11 protein-coding genes are annotated in these 20,098 nt (G+C 36.6%); 6 read left to right on the forward strand and 5 right to left on the reverse strand.

Annotated features, from left to right (window positions below; all coding sequences use genetic code 11):
- Positions 1 to 260 precede the first annotated feature (260 nt).
- On the forward strand, positions 261 to 1,208 hold the full coding sequence (locus ACFSJE_RS12695; protein WP_379831343.1) for a hypothetical protein: 948 nt from the start codon (positions 261 to 263) through the stop codon (positions 1,206 to 1,208).
- Positions 1,209 to 1,389: 181 nt separating this feature from the next.
- A complete protein-coding gene (locus tag ACFSJE_RS12700; RefSeq protein ID WP_379831344.1) occupies positions 1,390 to 2,652 on the forward strand; it encodes a site-specific integrase in 1,263 nt (420 codons plus the stop codon).
- 30 nt (positions 2,653 to 2,682) lie between these two features.
- On the opposite strand, the gene ACFSJE_RS12705 is transcribed toward ACFSJE_RS12700, so the two are convergent.
- Positions 2,683 to 3,810 (reverse strand): Fic family protein, encoded by a 1,128-nt coding sequence (locus tag ACFSJE_RS12705; RefSeq protein WP_379831345.1) that lies wholly within the window; start codon positions 3,808 to 3,810, stop codon positions 2,683 to 2,685.
- Between the two features lie 397 nt (positions 3,811 to 4,207).
- Here ACFSJE_RS12705 and ACFSJE_RS12710 point away from each other — a divergent pair, with 397 nt between their 5' ends.
- The 4 genes from ACFSJE_RS12710 (at position 4,208) to ACFSJE_RS12725 (ending at position 8,682) form a co-directional block, all read left to right on the forward strand.
- Positions 4,208 to 6,202 carry an argonaute/piwi family protein gene (locus ACFSJE_RS12710; protein ID WP_379831346.1) on the forward strand — a complete coding sequence of 665 codons (1,995 nt, stop codon included), beginning with the start codon at positions 4,208 to 4,210 and terminating at the stop codon, positions 6,200 to 6,202.
- Positions 6,190 to 7,203: a PD-(D/E)XK nuclease domain-containing protein gene (locus ACFSJE_RS12715; RefSeq protein ID WP_379831347.1), complete on the forward strand. Its 1,014-nt coding sequence runs from the start codon at positions 6,190 to 6,192 to the stop codon at positions 7,201 to 7,203. Before ACFSJE_RS12710 ends, ACFSJE_RS12715 begins: the two co-directional genes overlap by 13 nt.
- Before the next feature lie 710 nt (positions 7,204 to 7,913).
- Positions 7,914 to 8,204, forward strand: coding sequence for a helix-turn-helix domain-containing protein (locus ACFSJE_RS12720; RefSeq protein ID WP_379831348.1), 291 nt, complete (start codon positions 7,914 to 7,916; stop codon positions 8,202 to 8,204).
- A gap of 139 nt (positions 8,205 to 8,343) precedes the next feature.
- Positions 8,344 to 8,682 (forward strand): plasmid mobilization protein, encoded by a 339-nt coding sequence (locus ACFSJE_RS12725; RefSeq protein ID WP_379831349.1) that lies wholly within the window; start codon positions 8,344 to 8,346, stop codon positions 8,680 to 8,682.
- A 57-nt stretch (positions 8,683 to 8,739) separates the two neighbouring features.
- Here the strand turns inward: ACFSJE_RS12725 and ACFSJE_RS12730 are convergent, their stop codons facing one another.
- From ACFSJE_RS12730 to ACFSJE_RS12745, 4 genes are read right to left on the reverse strand one after another with little or no spacing between them, the layout of a single operon-like run.
- Positions 8,740 to 11,703, reverse strand: coding sequence for a type I restriction endonuclease subunit R (locus ACFSJE_RS12730; protein ID WP_379831350.1), 2,964 nt, complete (start codon positions 11,701 to 11,703; stop codon positions 8,740 to 8,742).
- Positions 11,704 to 11,707: 4 nt separating this feature from the next.
- Complete coding sequence (locus ACFSJE_RS12735) at positions 11,708 to 12,070, reverse strand: hypothetical protein (RefSeq protein WP_379831351.1); 363 nt, start codon at positions 12,068 to 12,070, stop codon at positions 11,708 to 11,710.
- 11 nt (positions 12,071 to 12,081) lie between these two features.
- Entirely contained in the window at positions 12,082 to 15,957 is a 3,876-nt protein-coding gene (locus ACFSJE_RS12740) for a UvrD-helicase domain-containing protein (RefSeq protein ID WP_379831352.1), read from the reverse strand.
- A complete protein-coding gene (locus tag ACFSJE_RS12745; protein ID WP_379831353.1) occupies positions 15,954 to 20,096 on the reverse strand; it encodes a DEAD/DEAH box helicase in 4,143 nt (1,380 codons plus the stop codon). The genes ACFSJE_RS12740 and ACFSJE_RS12745 overlap by 4 nt, the downstream gene beginning before the upstream one ends.
- Positions 20,097 to 20,098: the final 2 nt, after the last annotated feature.

A 20,098-nucleotide genomic window follows, 5' to 3' on the forward strand; every position in this document is an offset into this window, starting at 1 on the left:
GTTTTGAAACGTCTCTGATTTCATAAAGCTAATCATGTAATTGATGCAAAAATCAAATTGATGGACACGTGGATAATATTCCATCAAAATTGGTCAATATCATAATAAACACCCTATGATTCATTGCCTTTTGTAATTTACGTATTTACAATCCATAAAATTTTGAGCGGCAAGAAAGTACACGTTAACGGTGATAAAGTGTTATTTAATTTTTGTTGTATACAGTATCTTGAGGCTGCACTAAAAAAATTAAGTGAAGTATGAAAAACGCAGTAAAAATAGTTGTGGTGCTCGGTTTAATGATGTCATGTACCCCTAAAAAAGAATCGGCGGACAATTCATCCGAATTATTGGCCATGAATCTTTCTTCTGTGGAATTGGATTCCGTAGGTTCAGATTTTGGTACGATGGTCATTGCATCCCCACCTGACTCTTTGGAACTTGACCCTTTTTATAAGAAATACACCGATGCTTACGGCATACCCGTGGTTTCCTCGCATAAAGTGCCCGATGCTGCCTTATTGGTAGCCCGGGACATTGTCAATTACATGTTGTTGAAGCGATATGATATTCGAAAAGCCTTGAAAGATAAAGGGGCCCGAGTGCTCATTATGGCCGATGATGAAATGGAGACCGATTTACCGGAGCGTAGCCATTGGAAAAAACCGACCATAGACGATAGAAGACTTACCCCCGGGGAGCGGGAGAATTACTATAAACCTGGAGGAATAGCAAGTATGACGGACCGCGAATACTGGAACAAGCGAGCACGTGGAATGGGAGGTACCGTTACCTCTTGTGCAGAAGAAAATCTGTTGGGCTATCCAGATACCCGTTACTATGGGGAAAATATCTTGGTGCACGAGTTTAGTCACAATATTATGGGTGCGTTGCGCGTGGCCGACCCCGAACTTTATGCCAAAATTCAGCCAGCGTATGAAGCGGCTAAGGCCAAAAACATGTATGAAAGGCAGTACGCCATCAATACGGTGGCAGAATACTGGGCCGAGGGTACGCAATGGTGGTTTTGGTCCAACTATGGTTTTTATAAAGATGATTTTTCTTTGGAGTCGCCCATGGATTTAAAGGAGTACGACCCTGCGCTTTATGAAATCTTATCGGAAGTTTACGAGGGGCATCATATTCCAGCGGATATCTACCATGCCAAAAATATCCAGCATGCATCCCGTCGGAAGCAGAAGGGATAGTCTCATAGAAATGTCTAAAAACAGAAAAAGCTCCGATTTCTCGGAACTTTTTTGCGGTCTGGACGGGATGCTACCTCTAATATTTAACATTTCATTAACTTACATTATTTAATTGATTATCAGTTAATTAAATATACATGGATTTTTATTTTACATCATAAAACACTACTTTTCGTGAAAAATGCGGCACGAATGCGGCACGCTGATGTACAATTATAAATTCTACATACCGGATAAATCCAATCAAAATGGAACCCATAGTATCAAATTAAGATATTATGAAAATCGTAATTCGAGAATCCAAATCGACACAGGAATAGAAATCCAACCGAAATATTGGAGCCAAGAGAAATCATTCTTGAAAAAATCGAAAGAAGTCGCCTCCGAATTTGTACAACTTACCCAAATGGACAGCTTGGCCAATCAAATTGTTTCCAGCTATCGAAATCAGGGCAGGCCACTTTCAAAAAAGATGTTCAAGAAACAATTTGAAGAAGGTGAACCGTCCATCAATTCAAAACCTGTCCAAGACTTTTTTACTGAATTTGACCATTATCTAGAAAGTAAAAAGAGCAAGGTGGTCAAAGATGTTATCAAGGATTACAATTCACTTAGAAAGCATTTGGAGGGTTTCCAGGAATTTTCGGGAATCATCATCGATTTCAATGCCTTTGATTATCATTTCTATCAGGAATGGACGGATTACCTAGCGTACCATGCTCCATTAAAGAATGGGGGTGTCGGAATGAAGAACAACACCATAGGCAAGTTGGTTAAAAACTTAAAGGCTTTCTTAAACGACCGTATGCGAAGAAACCGTATAAAGCCCATAGATCTTTCGGCATTCAAGGTAGTCCAAGAAGAAGTGGATCACATCTATTTGTCCGATGATGAAATTCAGGCTATTGCAGCCGTAGATTGTAAAGCCGATGAAGAATTGAGGAAAGTAAAAGACTTCTTTGTAATTGGGTGTTTGACAGGGCTTCGGTTTTCTGATATTTCAAGGATTCGACCTGAGTATTTGGATGATAATGGGTTTTTGAATATCCGACAAAAGAAGACTTCTGGCCGAATTGTAGTGCCACTTCGTTCCCAAGTCAAGAGCATTTTGAGAAAATATGATGGATATGCCCCTGATATTGATTCATTCACTTTCAACAGGCGCATAAAGGAACTTGGAGATTCGGCTAAACTTCACCAAAAAGTAGAAATTGAACATAAACGAGGAACAATTAAAGAAGCACAACTTTTGGAGAAATATAAATTGATAAGTTCCCATACCTGTAGGCGTTCTTTTTGCACCAATGCTTACCTAAATGGTATTGATGTGCAACTTATTATGAAGATCTCCGGCCATAAATCAGAAAAGGCTTTCCGCCGTTATCTCAAAATTTCAAATTATGAGGCCGCCCAAAAATTAAAAGAAGCTTGGGGAATTACATAAAACGAAAACGTGTATGATTGTCAAATAAAATCAAACTTCGTTTTTGAACTTTAGGTTTAGTGAGTACCGGGTGCTTTTGAGTTCACCAGATTTGACCAATATGGATTTGTTGACCAAATCCTTTAAATCACGTGTGGCCGTTGATGCAGATGTTTGGGCTATACGAATATAATTGTCCGCACTAAGCCCTCCTTTAAATCCCTTATATCCTGCTTTGAACATACGTTGGACTACTTTTAACTGGCGTTCGTTCATCAAACGGGAGTATTGATCAAAGAACCTTGCTTTTTGAATTAAAAAGTCAATGGTTTTGATGGTGTGTTGTTGTGCTGCAAGTATAGTTCCCCCAAAGTATAGTAGGAATTCGGTAAGGTCTAGTTTGAAATTATGGGCTTCGATGGAAGAATAGTATTCCTTTTTGTTTGACTCGATGGTCTGTGATAGGGATATAAGTGCTGGTCTGCCTAAATCCATGGAAATCGATTTTTCTGAAATCCCTCTAGCAATACGCCCATTCCCGTCTTCAAACGGGTGGATGGCCAAAAAGTAATAATGTGCCATTCCTGACTTGGCCAATGGAAGCATTTTGGATTTGTTTGTCGTGTGGGTTTCGTTGAACCAACGAACATAAGCTTCCATTTCATTTGTCATTTGTGATGAGGGAGGTGCCTCATAATGTACCGTCGGTTTGTCTAGGCGTCCTGAAACAACCTGCATAGGATCTTCATGGGTACGATATCTTCCAATATCCACTAAATCCCTTCTGCCATTGGCGAGCATCTTATGCCACTCAAAAAGTTGTTCATGGGTCAATGGTACTGCATATGTACGATATAGATTGACCATCATTTCAGATATTCCATATTCAGCTTGAGGAAGTTTCTTTCTTTCCGTTTCAAGTCCTAAGTTTTTTTTAATGGATTCCTGAATACTCCCACGATCAAGATATTCCCCTTCAATTGCCGATGTGGTAAGAGCTTCATCCGACAAAACTTCAATTAAAAGTTCATTTTTGTCTTCCTCATCAATATGTTTAATTGAACCAAGAGCTACTCCACTAGTTTGGACAAACTGATATTCCAAGTCCTCCAAAGCTGCCTCATCATACCTGAAATTAGGCCAATCTTTTTGTTGCCAGTTCCATTTAAAAGCTGTCATGAGCCAAATAATTAATTTTTATAGCTCAAAAATAGTAAAATTATGAGCTATAAATTATTTTTTTATAGCCCAAAAGATGTAAATGGAAGAGATGGTTACTGAAAACTACTAAAAGCGGATTATTTGATTTGATATAGAAGAATTGTTTTCAGCTGTTTGTTGGTGCTTATATTGTTCTTAATTTTTTCCGGGAGAAGGTGGTATATCTTACTCACTTTGTAAAGTCTAAATATTGGAGCTACTGAAGTTATTAGCTTGTAAGAGAAATATTTGTAAGATGACATTTTGTCTTAAACAATCGCTAATTGCTTGTTTCTTTATGTAAAATAACGTCATATAATCCTACAAGTATTATGGTATGGATTTTGATTTTTAACAAACTTTTAGTGAAATACATATGGCAGGTCTTTTTTTAAATTTTTTCGAAGCAGAAATAGAAGGGCAAACTTTTCAATTGTCGAAAGTTCCATTTTCAGACTACAGCACAAAAGAAAGTTATCTTGAACTTCAAGACGAATACCCCGATTTTCAATTTTATAGGGTTAGGGATGAAATATTTTATTGGGGAAAATCGGGACTAACTAAGGTTTTACCATTAAATAGTGAAAAAGAATCTATAAGTCTTTTATCTGTTCCGAAAATTGTAAGTAAAATTCTTGAATCTTGCTTGATGGACGCTTTATGTAGGGATGAAAGATTAGAGGTAATTCATAAGAGGTATTCCCATTCTTGGGAGGTTATTTCCCCAAATAATAAACTTCAAGGGATTAATGGCCTATCTGCACATAATTGTTATACGATTTCGCCAAAGTATTTTAAAAAAGAAAAGAAGAATATTCTTGGGTTCACTATTTCTCTAAGAACCAAATATGTGTTTACACAGGATAAGCAAACTTTAGAAGCCAATGGATTTGACACCTCGGGATTAAGAGGGGATGAGAATTCGATTCATGCAAACAAGCAAGCAATCAAACGATATATTGACGCAATGGGTAAGCGCCAAGAATTTGAAAGTTTTGAAAAGCAAAATTCCAATAACGCTTCCAATTATAACAATATTCAGAAGTTTGTCGGTTGGCTAAATAAAAATATCTTGCCAGAAGTAAAACTGCCTAACGAAGGGAAAATTAAGCCGTTAAAGGCTTACAATATTCCATCTGCAGAATTTAGCTTTGATGTACTTAGGAGGCCAAAACGTTTTTTTTATGCTGGACAAGAGAACACTAAAAATTTGACCTATTACAACCAAATGGTCAAAGAATATAAGCCAGCATCTTATGAGGAGATAAGCAGCAATTTAAAAATTGGTGTGATATGTCCTACTAAGTATGAAGGACGAACAGAAACTTTCCTTAAAACTTTAAAAGATAAATTAGAATCCGAACTTCATGTCAATGAAGTTGTGTTTAATACAGTTTTTGTGCCGGATGAAAAACTAGATTCTTATGCTTCTGTTATCTATAATGATGAAGTATTGGAAACAGAACTGGTTATAGTTATTGTAAGTGAAGATCAAAAAACCATTCCAGTTCCATCTTCTCCTTATTATTACTGTAAGGCAAAACTTATTGGCAATGGTATTCCTACACAGCAGATTACCATTGAGACAATTAATGGGGCAAATTCCTTTTCTCTCACTAATATCTCATTAAATATCTATGCCAAAATAGGGGGTACTGCTTGGACGATTGAGAAGGAGGATAAATTAAAAAAAGAGTTCATTATAGGTATTGGGTCTACTACATTACAAGATGGCAAACACGTACTTGGCTTAGCGCAGATTTTTGATCCAGATGGGCGTTACCTGGTCGGGGATTGCGTACCTATATCAACTTTCGAAAACTATAAGGAAAATTTAATCCTGTTCCTTGAGAAAATAATAAAACAAGAAATTGAAAGTGCGGCAATTACGGGTAGTGATGAATTCAGACTGATATTTCATATCTACAAGAGTGCGAGTAGTGAGTACGAGCTTGCCGCAGTAAAAGAAGTAGTCAATTTATTTGATAATTATACTTTTAAATATGCCCTAATACATTTGGCATATGGGCATAACTACCGTCTTTTTTATAGTGAGGGAAAGAGTGATTTGAAGCGGGGTATTTATCTTCCTCTAGATGATAGAGAAGCCTTATTGACATTTGTCCCTAATAGTAATCTCCCTTTAAAAATAAATTTGGATTGGAGGTCTAGTTTTCAAGACTTACAGTATTTATCGCAACAGGTATATTGGTTCTCTGATTTATCTCATAGGACTTATATGCCATCAAAACGTACTGTTACATTGATGTACCCTAGTTTGATGGTATCCTTGACAGAAAAACTTAAAGAAGTTGAAGGATGGGATTTTGATAGGCTTCGACATATAAACGAAAAACTATGGTTCATTTAATAGCAGAAATTAAGAGGATTAGAGAGAATATTTTACAGCAGAAAAATATTCAATCTGCTTTCTATTTATATATCAATAATGAAAGAATAGATTTCGAATTGGCCGGAGTAGAGTCTATGTCGTTATTGGGGTACAAAGGAGAACAGGTTTCAAATGATGACATTAATGCTATTATTTCAGCACAGAGTAAAAAAAATCAAATCGATAATAATGTGTTTAAATTGCTCGGTTTGTACTTGGCATGCAAAGGTTCAGATCGTTTAAAAATGATATTGGATAAAAAATTTCATTCAAGTCAAATTGAACTTAAATATTTAATCTATAAAGTATTACCTGAACAGTATCGAGATAAATTGATTTTAAGCTTATCCAGTGGACAAAATAATCTGATTAGATATTTGTTAGATGAAGAGCCTAACATAGAAGAGCTTGATGAGGAAATTGATACACTATTAAAATCTACGATTGGAATTAATGAACTGGTATTGATGGAAGACTTTTTGAAGATGAATAACCGTGTTGGCTACCAAAACTTAACCGCCCTTGAAATGGTTAATCAGGTTATCAAAAATTTTCCAGAGGCAATCAAAAAAATAAAACACAGAAGAAAGGGAAAGAATAATTTTGAATTCAAAGATGAGTATGATGTTCAAGATATTCTCTATGTTATGCTTAAACCCTTGTTTCCCATGTTGAAAGAAGAAGATCCAATACCTAAAGTAGGGGCGAGTTCAACCAGAATTGACTTAATACTTAGGGAAAAAGGTGTTTTGATTGAAGTTAAGATGATCAAGGAAAATGATACTGATGAGGCAAAGTTTATTAAACAACTTAAAGAAGACATTCAGTCTTATCACATATGCCAATGGATGAAAACTTTGATATGTTTTGTTTATGACCCTTTCGATAAAACAAAGGATAGAAATAATTTTTATGATTTGAATGGCCAGCAGACAATTAACGGTAAAAACTTTGACGTAGAGGTAATTGTTTTGAAGTAGTTGAGATACCGATATGTGTTCTACATCTGTTACAGAAGAAATAAGGAAAGACCTCACGGAATTGTGAGGCCTTTTCTAGTGGCTCGGAATGGAACCAAATCATTGTTAGATACAGGGTTGAGTACAAATAACGGATGCAATATATCGTCTTTGCCGAAAAAAACGAGGGCAGCAAGTCAGCCAACAAGATAGTGACCTAAAATCTTCCACAACGAAATATTGAGTGAATCAAATTGTGGTTCCCATTATTCCTCCTTTCTTTTAAACAAAATCTTAAATGACTCTCCAGAAGAACTTCATACCAATAAATATTTAATGATATATACATTTGTATGATCATATATTCATATAAATATATGAATTTGAAATACTTGAAATTTCTGTAAAATATTTGTGGAAAGGGAGAAAGAAGGCCACAATCGGGGTTTGTCCGAAGGTTGGCGTAAACTGGATTTTTTTCTCCCTACCCATATCTCTGCGGTAGTTGCCAAAAACATCGTTTTTGGCAACACCCTCAAAAGAATCTATTAGGGATAGTAAGCCTCCAGAGGCTTACCATCCCTATTTTGGATTTGACCTCAATTCCTTTGCAAATTTATTTTGAATGTTTCTTGATTTGCCGTACATAAACCGATGTACGGCAAACGAGTTAAATGCTGTTCAATGTTGCTAGGTTTGTTCAATAAAGTAAATCAACAAATACCAGTACTATGAAGCGCATATTTATCATGGACGACGATGGGTTAAAGGAGTACGTTCCTGTAGAATCTCTCAAAAACAATCTAGCTCCAAAACTGGAGGATAAGGATAAAGGAAATCAAACTGAAAATGAAATGTTGACTATTGCCGATTTAGTCAAGAAATTTAAAGTGACCAGGCCGACCATCTATTCCTGGATGGAAAAAGGGTTGCTCAAAAAGATACCTATTGGCGGACGTGTTCTATTTCATCCCAATGACATCGACGAGCTTATCGATCGGTTAAGGGGTATTTCTTCTTAGAAACAGATTGATGATCCAAAGTCAAAATAAAAAATGGATTTTATTAATCGGAGGTCACGAAGCAAGTTGTGTTTTTGTATACAAAAACTGCTCACTTTGTTCGCAAGCTTGTTGAAGATACTCCTCAATTCCTAAAATTATGGCGCGGCCAAAAAAAGAAATTAGAGAGCTTAAAGCAATTCACATCAGTTTTAGAACTACAGTAGATAATTATCTCATTGTAGCTCATAATGCAGAATCTTGCGGGCTTTCAATCGCTGATTATATCCGAAAAAAAATTACCGGAAAACCTTTGCCTAGATATAGGGTCTCTCCTTATGAAAGAAAGATTTTTGTTGAGCTGAGCAGAATAGGTAACAATATTAACCAGTTGGCCATGAAAGTTCATTTGAGGCAGAACCAACCCGAAAAATTGACGGAACAACTTGTGGAATTGCAAAGGGTGCTTTCCGATATAAAACAAATTATGGTAAAATAAAGTAAAAAAGCTTCAATGAATTATTTGAACGTTTGGATAAGCCCATTTACTTTGGTTTTAATAGTACTCTTTGATGTAAGCATAGGCCCTATCGAAAAGCAGTTGATCTTTGTGTAATTTGTATTTCAAAAGCGCTTTTCTAAGAGATTTTTGGACTTCCCTTTCCCCAGAACTAGTCTGTTGCCAGCCCGGAAATCTAACAACCCTGACAATGGCATCAATATCGTCCACGATTCTTGCCACAACAGCAGGGGTTTGGTCTGTTTTGAGTTCAAGAAATAATTCTGTGAGTGCTGCTTGAGGCGTTTTTTCCTGAAACGCTTGTTCTTGATCCTTTTCAGCCTGAACCGTTTCTTTGGCAATCTTACAAAGTTCCTTTACAAATTCAATGGAGGTGATAAGTCCTTTCTCTGCTCTGTCGCGCAATTCTTCCAAACGCTCACTTAGTTTTTTAAATCGGATATCCCCTTCATGTTTCTTAAATCTCTTGATCAGGATTTTTTCCAGTTTCTTTGCATTTTTGGGATCAGGATTGCTAAAAATATCTTCAATGACATCCGCATCCAAAACAAATTCTTCCAGTTGATGAACCTCTCCAACATGAATATTTTCATGTATCAATTTTGTGGTTTGTGGGCCAAGGGACATCCAAAGTAATTTTCCGACATTGTCGGAAGCGGGTTTAACTGATTCAAATACCTGTGATAACCATTTATAATCTTGGTTGTATATATCCAAAATAGCATCTGGACTTATGGATTCCCATAATTTGGATAAGTATTTATAGTCCTTTGCAAACGCATCTTTCTTTTCATCAGTGCTTATGGCATTTTGCGCCGCTTCCAAACCTTCAAACCCTGGGATGGTGCGGTCTACACCTTTAAAATGACTCAAGGTATCACGCATGGCCTTTGGCAATTTTTCCCGTAGTTCAGATAAGTTGGTTATGACTTGTTTTACGGATTCTTCATCAAACTGCAGTGCTTTGGCAGCGTCATCAAACACTCCAAAATAATCAACAATTCGACCATAAGATTTACCTGGGTATAATCGATTTGTTCTGCAAATGGCTTGAAGTAGGGTGTGGTCTTTTAAGGATTTATCCAGGTACATGGTTTGGAGTATTGGTGCATCAAAGCCGGTCAACAACTTTGCCGTTACAATAATAAACTTTAGGTCGGATTGTGCATCATTGAACTCATCCACGATTTGCTCTTGTCTTGATTTGTCAATCCCCCATTTTTGTTTGAATTCAAATGCGTCGTTTGCCGATGTTGAAATTACAACCTGGCTAGCCTCCTCTGGAAAATGCTTGTCCAACTCTTCTTTATATTGCACACAGGCAAATCTATCGGGGGTGACAATCATCGCCTTAAATCCATGGGGTTCAACCTTCTCCTTAAAATGTTTCGCGATATCGGAAACAATAAGTGCCACTCTCTCGGGAGATTTTAGGAAAGCGGCCATTTTCGCGGACTTACGGTTCAACGCATCGGCTTCTTCATCTGTTAAAGCAGTTTGTTCTTTAAATTCCGCCATGGCTTTGTCGATAGTCTCTTTATCAACATGAACATCTACCAACCTAGGTTCAAAGTGCAAAGGTAATGTGGCATCATCACGAATGGATTCATGAAAAGTATATCGTGACATATAGCCTCCTTCATCTTCTTCCGATCCAAAGGCCCAAAAGGTATTCTTATCAGCTTTATTCACAGGCGTTCCTGTTAGACCAAAAAGAAAAGCATTGGGCAGTGCGGCCCTCATTTGTCGTCCAAGATCCCCCTCCTGAGTTCGGTGGGCTTCGTCTACCAATACGATGATATTTTCCCTTGTGTTCATATTGGATTTTGCATCCCTGAACTTATGAATCATGGAAATAATGATTTTTCGTGTGTCCCTTTCCAAGAGTTTTTGAAGGTCAGAGATACTATCCGTAGTTTCCACATTGGCCACATCCGAAGCATTAAATGTCCCACTTATTTGGGTATCCAAATCGGTACGGTCGACCAAAACTATTACTGTTGGACTCTTCAGCTCAGGGGACTTCCTTAACTTCTGGGCAGCAAACACCATCAAAAATGACTTCCCGGATCCTTGAAAATGCCAAATCAATCCTTTTTTGATACGACCCTCCTTGACACGTTCCACTATTTTATTGGCCCCTTCATATTGTTGAAAGCGAGGAATGATTTTTATTCTACGCTTCTTATTATCTGAGGAGAACAATGTAAAATTCTGAAGTATATCGAGCAATCGGGCAGGATGCAATAAATTGGACAGTTCCTTTCCAACTTCCCCAAGCCCCAGTCTTTTTGCAAGTCCATCTTCATCATTTTCCAAACGCCAAGGTGCCCAAAATTCCAAGGGACAACGAATGGCACCATAGTATAATTCTTTACCTTCTGTGGCAAAAGACAGAATATTTGGAACGAACAATTGCGGAACAGCATTTTCATAGACATCGTGAATTTCATGCGCACCATCCAGCCAACTAATTGAAGGTCGAATTGGGGTTTTTGCCTCGCCCACGACCACTGGTATTCCATTGATCAATAATACAATGTCCGGGATTTTGGTTTCCCGATGATGTATCCTGAATTGATTGGTGATGGTGTAATTGTTATTGGAAATATCCTCAAAATCAATCAATCGAATGGGAACATGACGATTATTTTCACCAAAGGGCATGGTTTTCTCTCCAGTCAGCCATTTTAAAAATTCTTCATTGGTCTTTACGAGTCCAATTTGATTAACAGCCAACAAAACAGCTCTTAACTTATAAATAATCTCATCGGCGCGCTCTTCTTTGTCAGCAATTTCTGGGTTTAAACGGATAAGGGCATCCTTTAATTCTCTTTCAACAAGCACCTCATTTACAGAACGGTCTAGTTCTGCGTTGGTTTTGAAATTCCAATAGGCGCTATAGCCTGTTTTTGGTTCATTTACTGCGTCATTTAAGTTGACCCCGCTTAACTGATTTATTATATAATGCTCTACGCTATTAAGTTCGTTGAACGCCATGTTTTTAGATGGATATGGATTTAATGATGTAGGGTGCGAAATCAAATTCTGTACCGCCTGATTTTATATCGATTAAGTATTTGTATTTCTTATCTGAGGATATTTCTAAATCCACCACATTTTTGTCATTTCTAATTTTAAAAACCGAGGAAAGGTCATTGGTAAATCCTTTTGGCAAACAAATCCAAATGATTTCGTCCATTGAGTGCAAAAGTATATTGACATCGTTCTCAAATTTAAGTGGAGCAATGTTAATCCACCAGACATTTTTAGAAACATTGATGTTTGAAAAACTTGTGTTTCGGTTATTCAATGGAGCACGAAACTCATCAACTAAAATTTGAATTGATTCTTTTTTAGTGTTCATTATAGTTTATTTTATGTGATAGATCCATAACCCGAAAAGTCTAAAAGGTAGATATATCCGCGATTTCTAGCTTCTTCCGTCCAACTTTTGGCATATGCTGTGTCATTTTTTTCATCTGAAGCAATAGTTTCATTATAAGTGTGAACATAAATGGATGAAACTGAGAAACCATTCACTGTATGAATATCTCCTAAATAATTTGACATGTTACTTGAAAGTTGTGCCACTTCATTACCTTGGACATACACATGCCAAAAGCTATAAGCACCTCTTGTTTGTTTTCTTAAAGATAAAGATTCTCCAAGGGCTACATTGTTATGTATGAAATCAAAGGAATTTCCCCCATAGTTACCTGCGCTCCAATACATCTTAAATTTATCAAGACCTTCTTTCACATTAACTCCAAGCTGATGTGCTTGGTTTTCAGGAAGATTATAGGGTTGGCCATTATATAATGCTAACTCACGACCATATCTTAAAACAACCAATCTATATTTTGCCCTAGTATATGCTACATAATATAAACGACGCTCCTCTTCTAAGGTTTCCTCAAATGAGGCACTGTTTTCAAAGGCAGGTAAGTTGGAAAAGGAGGGAGGGATCAGTACTGCGTCAAATTCAAGCCCTTTAACCTTATGCATTGTTGTGAGCACAATTTCTCTGTCCAAATTGGCTCCTACAATTTGATTAATATTTTGCTGATAAATTTTACCAAATTGACCATCATCTTTGGATGAAATCTCCTTTACAAAAAGTATAAAATCCAGATAGGTGGATTGTTCATCCCGCTCCTTCTCGAATTCAATAGCCAGACAATGGAATACATTGAGTAAATATTTATCCCAAACTGGAAATTCAATTGCAATTTGACTTATTAAGAGTCTAATTTCATTTAAAAACGTATCATCTAATCTCTCATTTACTTTAGCTTCTAATTTTGAGATTAGATGGTAGAATTCACGTGATTTAAAAAGATCAGCTTTTGCTCCCTGTATGCGAATTCGAATGTTACCAAGATTTAGTGATCGCAACTTGTTATAAGCTCTAAACACTTCATTGTTGGATCGGAACATGATTGCAATTTGACCATAATTGTTTCCTTCATGTTCAAAATTAATTAGCTCTATAAGCTTGTTGGTCCAATGAATATCATCGTTGGCAATATCTATAACTTCACAATAGGAATGTTCAAAAACGGGTTGTCTATTGGCAATTAATTTTGGAAGATCAAATTTTGATGTGTTAAGATTTAATAATCTTTCCGCAGTATCCAATATCTGAGGATACGACCTGTAGTTTGTATCCAATCTACGTTCCAGGGGATTGTAAACCTCTTTAAATTTTACATAGAACGGCATTGGATTCATACTGTCGCCGGCATCACTGCGTTCATAGCCATAAATACTTTGATTTGGATCCCCAATTACACAGACCTTCACTCGATTTGGATTTGCAATTGCATTTAAAAGCTGCATTCTTTCAGTGGTTATGTCTTGGAACTCATCTACGAATACATACTTTATTGGGCCTAGTTTCTGTGTTATCAATCCCGGAGTGGTATCCATTATATTTAAAAATTCAGAAGTCCATTCCTTAAATTCCAAATTCTCGGTTTGTTGGCTAATACAATACTTAATAAAGCCATGAAAGGTGAATACCTTCAGTTGGGAAATAAGCTTGGAATACCCTAAATCCTTGAACAAAGTCCTGAGCCTGTCTTTAAGTTCAACAACAACTGATCGATTGTAGGCCAGAATTAATATGGTTTCGGGTCGTACATTTTCTTCTTGGATAAGTCTCGCAACACGCATAGTAAGGGTGTGTGTTTTGCCACTGCCCGGACCTGCCAACACCTGGATGTTTCTTCTTATATCCGAACTGTACACCTTCATTTGGGAGCTATTCAAACGATTTTTTTCGTTTTCCAAAGCTTCAGCTCGAAAAGCTTTGAATCTTTGGTCTTGCTCACCAATGTAATCCTCCAATAGAGATATTAGATCTGAAAGAGACCCGCATTTAAAATAGCTTTTTATGAACTGGTCATAATCAGATTGCTTTACTTTTTCAGCTAAACATTCCAGTGCCAATAACCTTAATTCTTTCATTTTAGAGCTTTCCAGAAACTCCTTTTTGACTTGATTATCAAAGGAACCTATGGTATCACCCTCAATTTCGTCTGTATTTACTACTCTCATCTCAATACCCATAGGAATCAACGAGCCATTTCCTTTTAAATAACCAAGACCTTTGGCAATGAAAACCAAGTTTTGGAAATATTCCTCGGGTTTGTCAGATAGGTTCAAATAATTGATAAGGTCAACAATATTGAATTCAGTTATGTTTTTTTCAATGTATTTTTTGGAAACATACATGATAAGTTCATAAACATCTGATTTTAGACTTTCAATCTCTTCGGCCGGAATTTTTTGCGTATTATATCCATTGTATAAAAGTTGGGAAATCTTTGCTCTTTTACTATGCTCATCGGTTTCCAGAATTGATTTGTGTCTAATTTTTGGTAAAAAACTCAAAATCTTGAAAGCAAATTTTGACCTTTTATCTTCAAAATCCTTTTGAAGTTTTTCTGCTATTTTATTTGGAGTAAATGGTTCGTTCTTTTTTTCATTCTTTATTTCCTGCCAAAAAATATTCCTTGGATTAAAGCATTTGAAAATGGTTTCATTGAATATGGATTCTATATCATCCTGATGAAGATCAACTTGATCACCCAATCGAGTAAGGCGTAATAATTCTTGGGCAAATCCAAAGACGGCTTCCAACATAGGTGAATTATTGGAACCGACCCACTTTTTAAGTTCTTCAGTTCTTAGCTTTGTTGGTTGTAACCTGATATCTCGTTCTACACGGATTAATTTGGCTTTTTGGGCTAAAAATAAGAGTCTGTATGTTTCAGTACTGGATTTTAATTCCAACGCTACTCTTAAGACAGCCATATCCATCATGACAATTTCAGCTTCTGGGAATTTTTGATTTTGATAGTCAAACAAAAAATTTTGGAATAATGTAAGTGATTCCCTGTCCTTGTTGGATATAATATGCCTAAAATCCAGAGTATCTTGAAACACCTTAATGGGCAAATAAGTTGGTGTATAGACACCTAGCTTTATGCGATTGAGTTTTTCCAACCAATACAGGATTAATCTGAAAAACGTGTCCTTATCATTTAAATCATCATATTCAGGCAATTGGTTCAATAAATCTAATGGCAGCGGGAAAGCCTTTTCTAAATCTCGCTCCAACTTCCTGAATTTTGAATAGTACTCAAAAATCGACAATCGTACCTGGTCAATCTGATTCCAAGTAATTTGATTTTTATGAAACCGATCTTTTACTTTCTTAAAGTCTTCCCTGGTGACCAAACACTTTGAATGTAATGGGTTGGAATCGGAGTATCCTGCAGCAAGTAACATTTGCCTGTCCCTGCCTGCCCTACCTACTTCTTGAAGGTAATCTTCAAAGGTAGACGAAGGGCCTAAGTGAAAAATGAAGTGGATGTTTTTTATGTCCATTCCCATCCCAAAGGCTTTGGTTGCAATAAGAATTACAATTTTACCGTCCTTATAATCCTTATATTTTTCTTCTCTTGTTGAGCCATCCAAACCAGCATGATAGAAATCAACCATTCCAGCATAGGGTAATTTAAGGCTTTCCAATGCGGAGTTTAAGCCCCCTACCGCATCTTCAGTTCCTTTTCGTGTATGACCAAAAATTAATACACGGCTTTTTTCTGGGTCGAAAGCATTTTCTCTTAGATCAAAAGCAATCTTTTCAGCCATTTCAAAAGTGTCACCAACAAAATCAAATGACATTTGAATATGCTTTCGGATAGGGTTGTATACTTTATCTGGAAAAAGCCTTTTAATCATGAAAAGATTGTATTGAAATCGTTATATATTTTTTCAGAAACAGTGGCCGAAAAGAGCAAAAGAGGGGAGTCTTTTAAGGTGTGCATTTTCAGTTGGGTTACGTGCTTCGCACAATTAAAATAGTCTGGCCTAAACTCGTGTCCCCATTGCGATACACAATGAGCTTCGTCAAAAACGAAATACTCCAGACCGCCATCTGATTGTATCCTGAGTTCAAGAGCATTTAAAAACGACTTGCTTCTAAATCGTTCAGGGGTAACATATAAAAGTGCCAATTCACCACCAGCAACAGCCCTATAAATCAATTGAACATCTGTCCCCCTATCCGTATTTAAATAGTCTACACATCCATGAAATCCTTTTTCCCATAAGGTGTTAACTTGATCTTCCATTAATGCCTTTAATGGGGTAACCACAATAGTAAGTCTATTGGTAAATGAACTTTTTAATAATGCAGGACCTTGAAAAAGAAGGGATTTGCCACCTCCCGTTGGCAATGTCACCAATAGGTCACTTTCTGCCCTTAGTATTTCATCCAGATAGGGTATTTGATAATCATACCATGGATTGCCATCAATGAAGACCTCGGATAAAATTTGTTTTGTGGTTTCATTATCGAAAGGAAGCTTCTTCAAAGGCTTTGCACTTGGAATCAGCTGGTCGGCTATATCTACATCCTTATTGTAATCATCGGAATTCTGCCACATTGATAAACTTTGATTATAGGCATTCCAATAATTCGTCAAATCAGGAAAATCTCCAACCCTTGAATCCAATACCCATAGATGATGGTCAGGGTCGGAACTATGCATCAAATTTCTAATATGGTTGATATAGGGTAATTGAAGTTTAAGCAAGAAGAATGTATCTTGAATATGTGGTTTGGAAGCACTTTGGTGTAAAATTGTTTCTTCCTCCACAACCTCTTCCTCCGCTCCAAATACAGGTTGGTCTTCTATAGTGTTTTCAATTTTTGAAGTCTCTGATTGAAAATAAAGACTCCCCTGGGCGGCATAGAAATTCTCGCCCAGATTAAAACTATCCAATATGATGTCGAGAGGGGCGATATAATTAACTTCCAAAATTTTATTGATCTGACTTGTATGGGCAATGATCATTCCGTTTTCATTTCGACGCGTATGAATAAGCTCCAACCTTCTACCTATTGAAATGTTTTTGTCGGGTATGTAGAAACTCAATCTTCTGAAATAATTTTCCAAAACTTCTATTTCTTTGTATTGGTTCACTATTAAAACTCCAGGGGTCCTAGGTTTTAGTAGTTGCCTTATCAGCTCTTTTTGAAATACCCAATATCTGGATCGATGTATTGATTCTGGGTTAAAGCGAACAATTTCTGAATTACGTGTACTAGATAGACTCGCGCGGACTAGATGCATCTGATTTTTTGGAAAGTCGAATACATTCAACCTGAAATCTTTTCTATGATCAATCTTGAGAGTATGAACAATAGCTTCCCATTTGAAGCTTCCCCAAACACGATATTTTCCAACTTGATATTTTTCAATCCAAAAGTTGTCAATATGTTCAGGAGCTTTAATGTTTAAATCCTTAACCTGTTTCTTGGATAGGGGTACATAACTTTGTCCTCCAGAGAATTTCATCCAGAAGTGGTGGCTTTTCTCAACCAGGGTCAAGAATTCTTGATCAATTTCCTTTAAATAAATCTTATTGCTAACGGATAATAGGTCTGGCTCCAGTACAAATAAGTTGATCTTTTCAGTGGAACTAAGCTCCTCAAGATTGTTTAAAAGTTCGTTTGAGCTTAAATAGACCGTTTTGTTCGACCAGGAAGAATTTGTTTTATCCTTAGTTAATGAATGAGTATCTGTTACTTGATCTTTAATCCGTGTTCTTAAAAACGGACTTACCCTAATCCAATACGGAGTGGAGTTTTCCGTATCGCACCGATGAAGAAAATTAAGTAGTGCCAGTTTGTTGTATGATGAAAGAGATTCATGGCTCTCTATGGCTTCTCTACATAGAACTTCAAAATCCAAAGTTGTGTTTTCGGTGCCAATCAATTGTATGCCCGGGATGTCTACAACTTGATTTTTTAGACTTTCTGGCCCCAATATCACATTGGTTTCGGTTGTAAACTTAGACAGCTCATCTTCTAATTTTTCTAGAAGTGAATTGGGTAAATTTTGTGGCCTGAAAAAATCAAGTTTATGCTTAATCAAAAAATCTTTGGACAAACTAGATATGGGCAGAATGGTCTTCAGACTTTTAAGTTTGTCTAAATTATTGGGAGATAAAACAGAGTTTAATATATCGAGGTTTGAAAATTGGGTGATGATTCTCATAGCTTGATTGGCAAACAATGTGAGCGTTAATTCGGCATCATCTTTTGCCGTGTGGCTTGTTTTTAGGGCATAATTCTTTAGTTCTGGGCTTAGGATAACTTCCATGAGTATGGTGTCCCAAAGTGTTTCTGAAATAAAAGAAACATCTCTTTTTTCTAGAATGGGACAATCATAACCTATTATGTTATGGCCCAATATTGTTTTGGTTTTACTTGATGTAAGTGTCTTGAAAGTCTCCAGAGCCTCAGTGACATTGGTCTCTCCTTTGTAAAATTGCCATGATCCATCATTGTTCCAGGCCATTTCATGAATCTGCTCCACATCACCTTCCAAATCAAAACTGACAGCCTCAAAATGATTGACAATTTGAGGTAATAGCAAATCAAAGATTTTGCGATTTATAGTGTCATCGTTTTGTGGCTTAATATGTTCTACAATATTGGCAAACTCCGTATCATCGATTAATTTTAAAATCCGCTCTTGAACTGTTGCATCCTCATCTGCAAAGTTTTTCAGCGCCAAATCTTTATGGAAGATGTCAGATTTGCCCCCTTTCCATTGTTCATAGATAATGTCTGGAGGTAAGCCGGCCTGTAATTTTTTTAACTCTTCATCTAAATGTGTGATGTCGGCTATTCGAATTAATGCAGTCAAAATCTCCAATATTTCTTGCGAATCAATATTGAGATCATGCTTTAAATATGTACTTAAAGCATTTGAAATTGCTTCTTTATGAATTGGTTTAAGGCGGTCTTCAAAACATAGCGTCTCATTGGTTTCAGGTTGTTCTGACCTTAATAATTGTTCATATTGAACAATAGCGTCAATTAAATGAGGTCCCCAAAAATTGTTGATAACCTGTTCTTCAAACCATAAATCGAAATATTTGGGGAGAAACTCCAAGTGACCCATGTTTTGGAGTGTTACCAAAGAGGCATCAATACTTTGCCATTTGTTCACAATGGCAGCTAAATCATTCGTGCTTTCTAACTCCTCATTAAAAATTGACCTAAGCAAAGAATGGTATTGACCACTTTTAGTAATCTCTTTTAAACAGTTCAGGACCTTATGGTCATGGTTTGAAATAATGGTCTTTCTAAAAATACTTTTGGCATATTCAATAAATTTATCCTTTAAGCCTTCTTCATCTTCGGAAGTAACCTGGGAATAATAAAAATAGGAGCGGCCAAAGGTTAATGAAAATGTACCAAGTAAGTATTGGATTTCACTATTTTGTTCTCTTGCCTGACGAACACCTCTGGACATCACATTTTTTATGCCAATAGGGGAGTCAAAGGAAATTAGGTCAATAAAATATTGAGGATTGTCCTTAATTACGATTCCCTTAAAAAAGATTGACTCAAGTTTGGCCAGTGGAAACTTTTTAGGATTCCCAGAGCATAGGATAATATCCCCTTTTTTAATGGATGTACAGTCCTCTATTATTTTGTAACTGTTCTCATCTCGTTGGTAGAAATCTATAGTTGAAATTTGATCAAGATTGTTTAACCGTTTTATAAAGGCATGGTCATTTTCTTCACCAACGAAGTTCACATGAGCATAAAATAGGTTCGTTTGCTTTCGATTGTTATTGCGGGCCCTTTTGTGATTATTTAACGAACTGTTTTTTGACTGGGTCGAATTATCTGTGTAATGACTCTTTGGGGGTCCAAGATGTTTCTCAATGACAGCAATCCAGTCTGGAGGTATATTTTTGAGTCCCCCCAACTGCAACTTAATGTTGTTCTTTTTTAAGATTAGTGCAATGGCATCAAAGCTTACATTATATTTTTCTTGAATTTCTTTAATATCCATTG

The sequence above is a fragment of the Flagellimonas iocasae genome (assembly GCF_042682725.1).
GTDB classification, from domain to species: Bacteria; Bacteroidota; Bacteroidia; order Flavobacteriales; family Flavobacteriaceae; genus Flagellimonas; species Flagellimonas iocasae.

Excerpts from the sequence above, each read along its gene's own strand:
- ACFSJE_RS12695 (WP_379831343.1), top strand. The coding sequence starts at position 261 with ATGAAAAACGCAGTAAAAATAGTTGTGGTGCTCGGTTTAATGATGTCA.
- ACFSJE_RS12725 (WP_379831349.1), top strand. The coding sequence starts at position 8,344 with ATGGCGCGGCCAAAAAAAGAAATTAGAGAGCTTAAAGCAATTCACATC.
- ACFSJE_RS12735 (WP_379831351.1), bottom strand. The coding sequence starts at position 12,070 with ATGAACACTAAAAAAGAATCAATTCAAATTTTAGTTGATGAGTTTCGT.
- ACFSJE_RS12710 (WP_379831346.1), top strand. The coding sequence starts at position 4,208 with ATGGCAGGTCTTTTTTTAAATTTTTTCGAAGCAGAAATAGAAGGGCAA.
- ACFSJE_RS12745 (WP_379831353.1), bottom strand. The coding sequence starts at position 20,096 with ATGGATATTAAAGAAATTCAAGAAAAATATAATGTAAGCTTTGATGCC.
- ACFSJE_RS12740 (WP_379831352.1), bottom strand. The coding sequence starts at position 15,957 with ATGATTAAAAGGCTTTTTCCAGATAAAGTATACAACCCTATCCGAAAG.
- ACFSJE_RS12720 (WP_379831348.1), top strand. The coding sequence starts at position 7,914 with ATGAAGCGCATATTTATCATGGACGACGATGGGTTAAAGGAGTACGTT.
- ACFSJE_RS12715 (WP_379831347.1), top strand. The coding sequence starts at position 6,190 with ATGGTTCATTTAATAGCAGAAATTAAGAGGATTAGAGAGAATATTTTA.
- ACFSJE_RS12705 (WP_379831345.1), bottom strand. The coding sequence starts at position 3,810 with ATGACAGCTTTTAAATGGAACTGGCAACAAAAAGATTGGCCTAATTTC.
- ACFSJE_RS12730 (WP_379831350.1), bottom strand. The coding sequence starts at position 11,703 with ATGGCGTTCAACGAACTTAATAGCGTAGAGCATTATATAATAAATCAG.
- ACFSJE_RS12700 (WP_379831344.1), top strand. The coding sequence starts at position 1,390 with ATGCGGCACGAATGCGGCACGCTGATGTACAATTATAAATTCTACATA.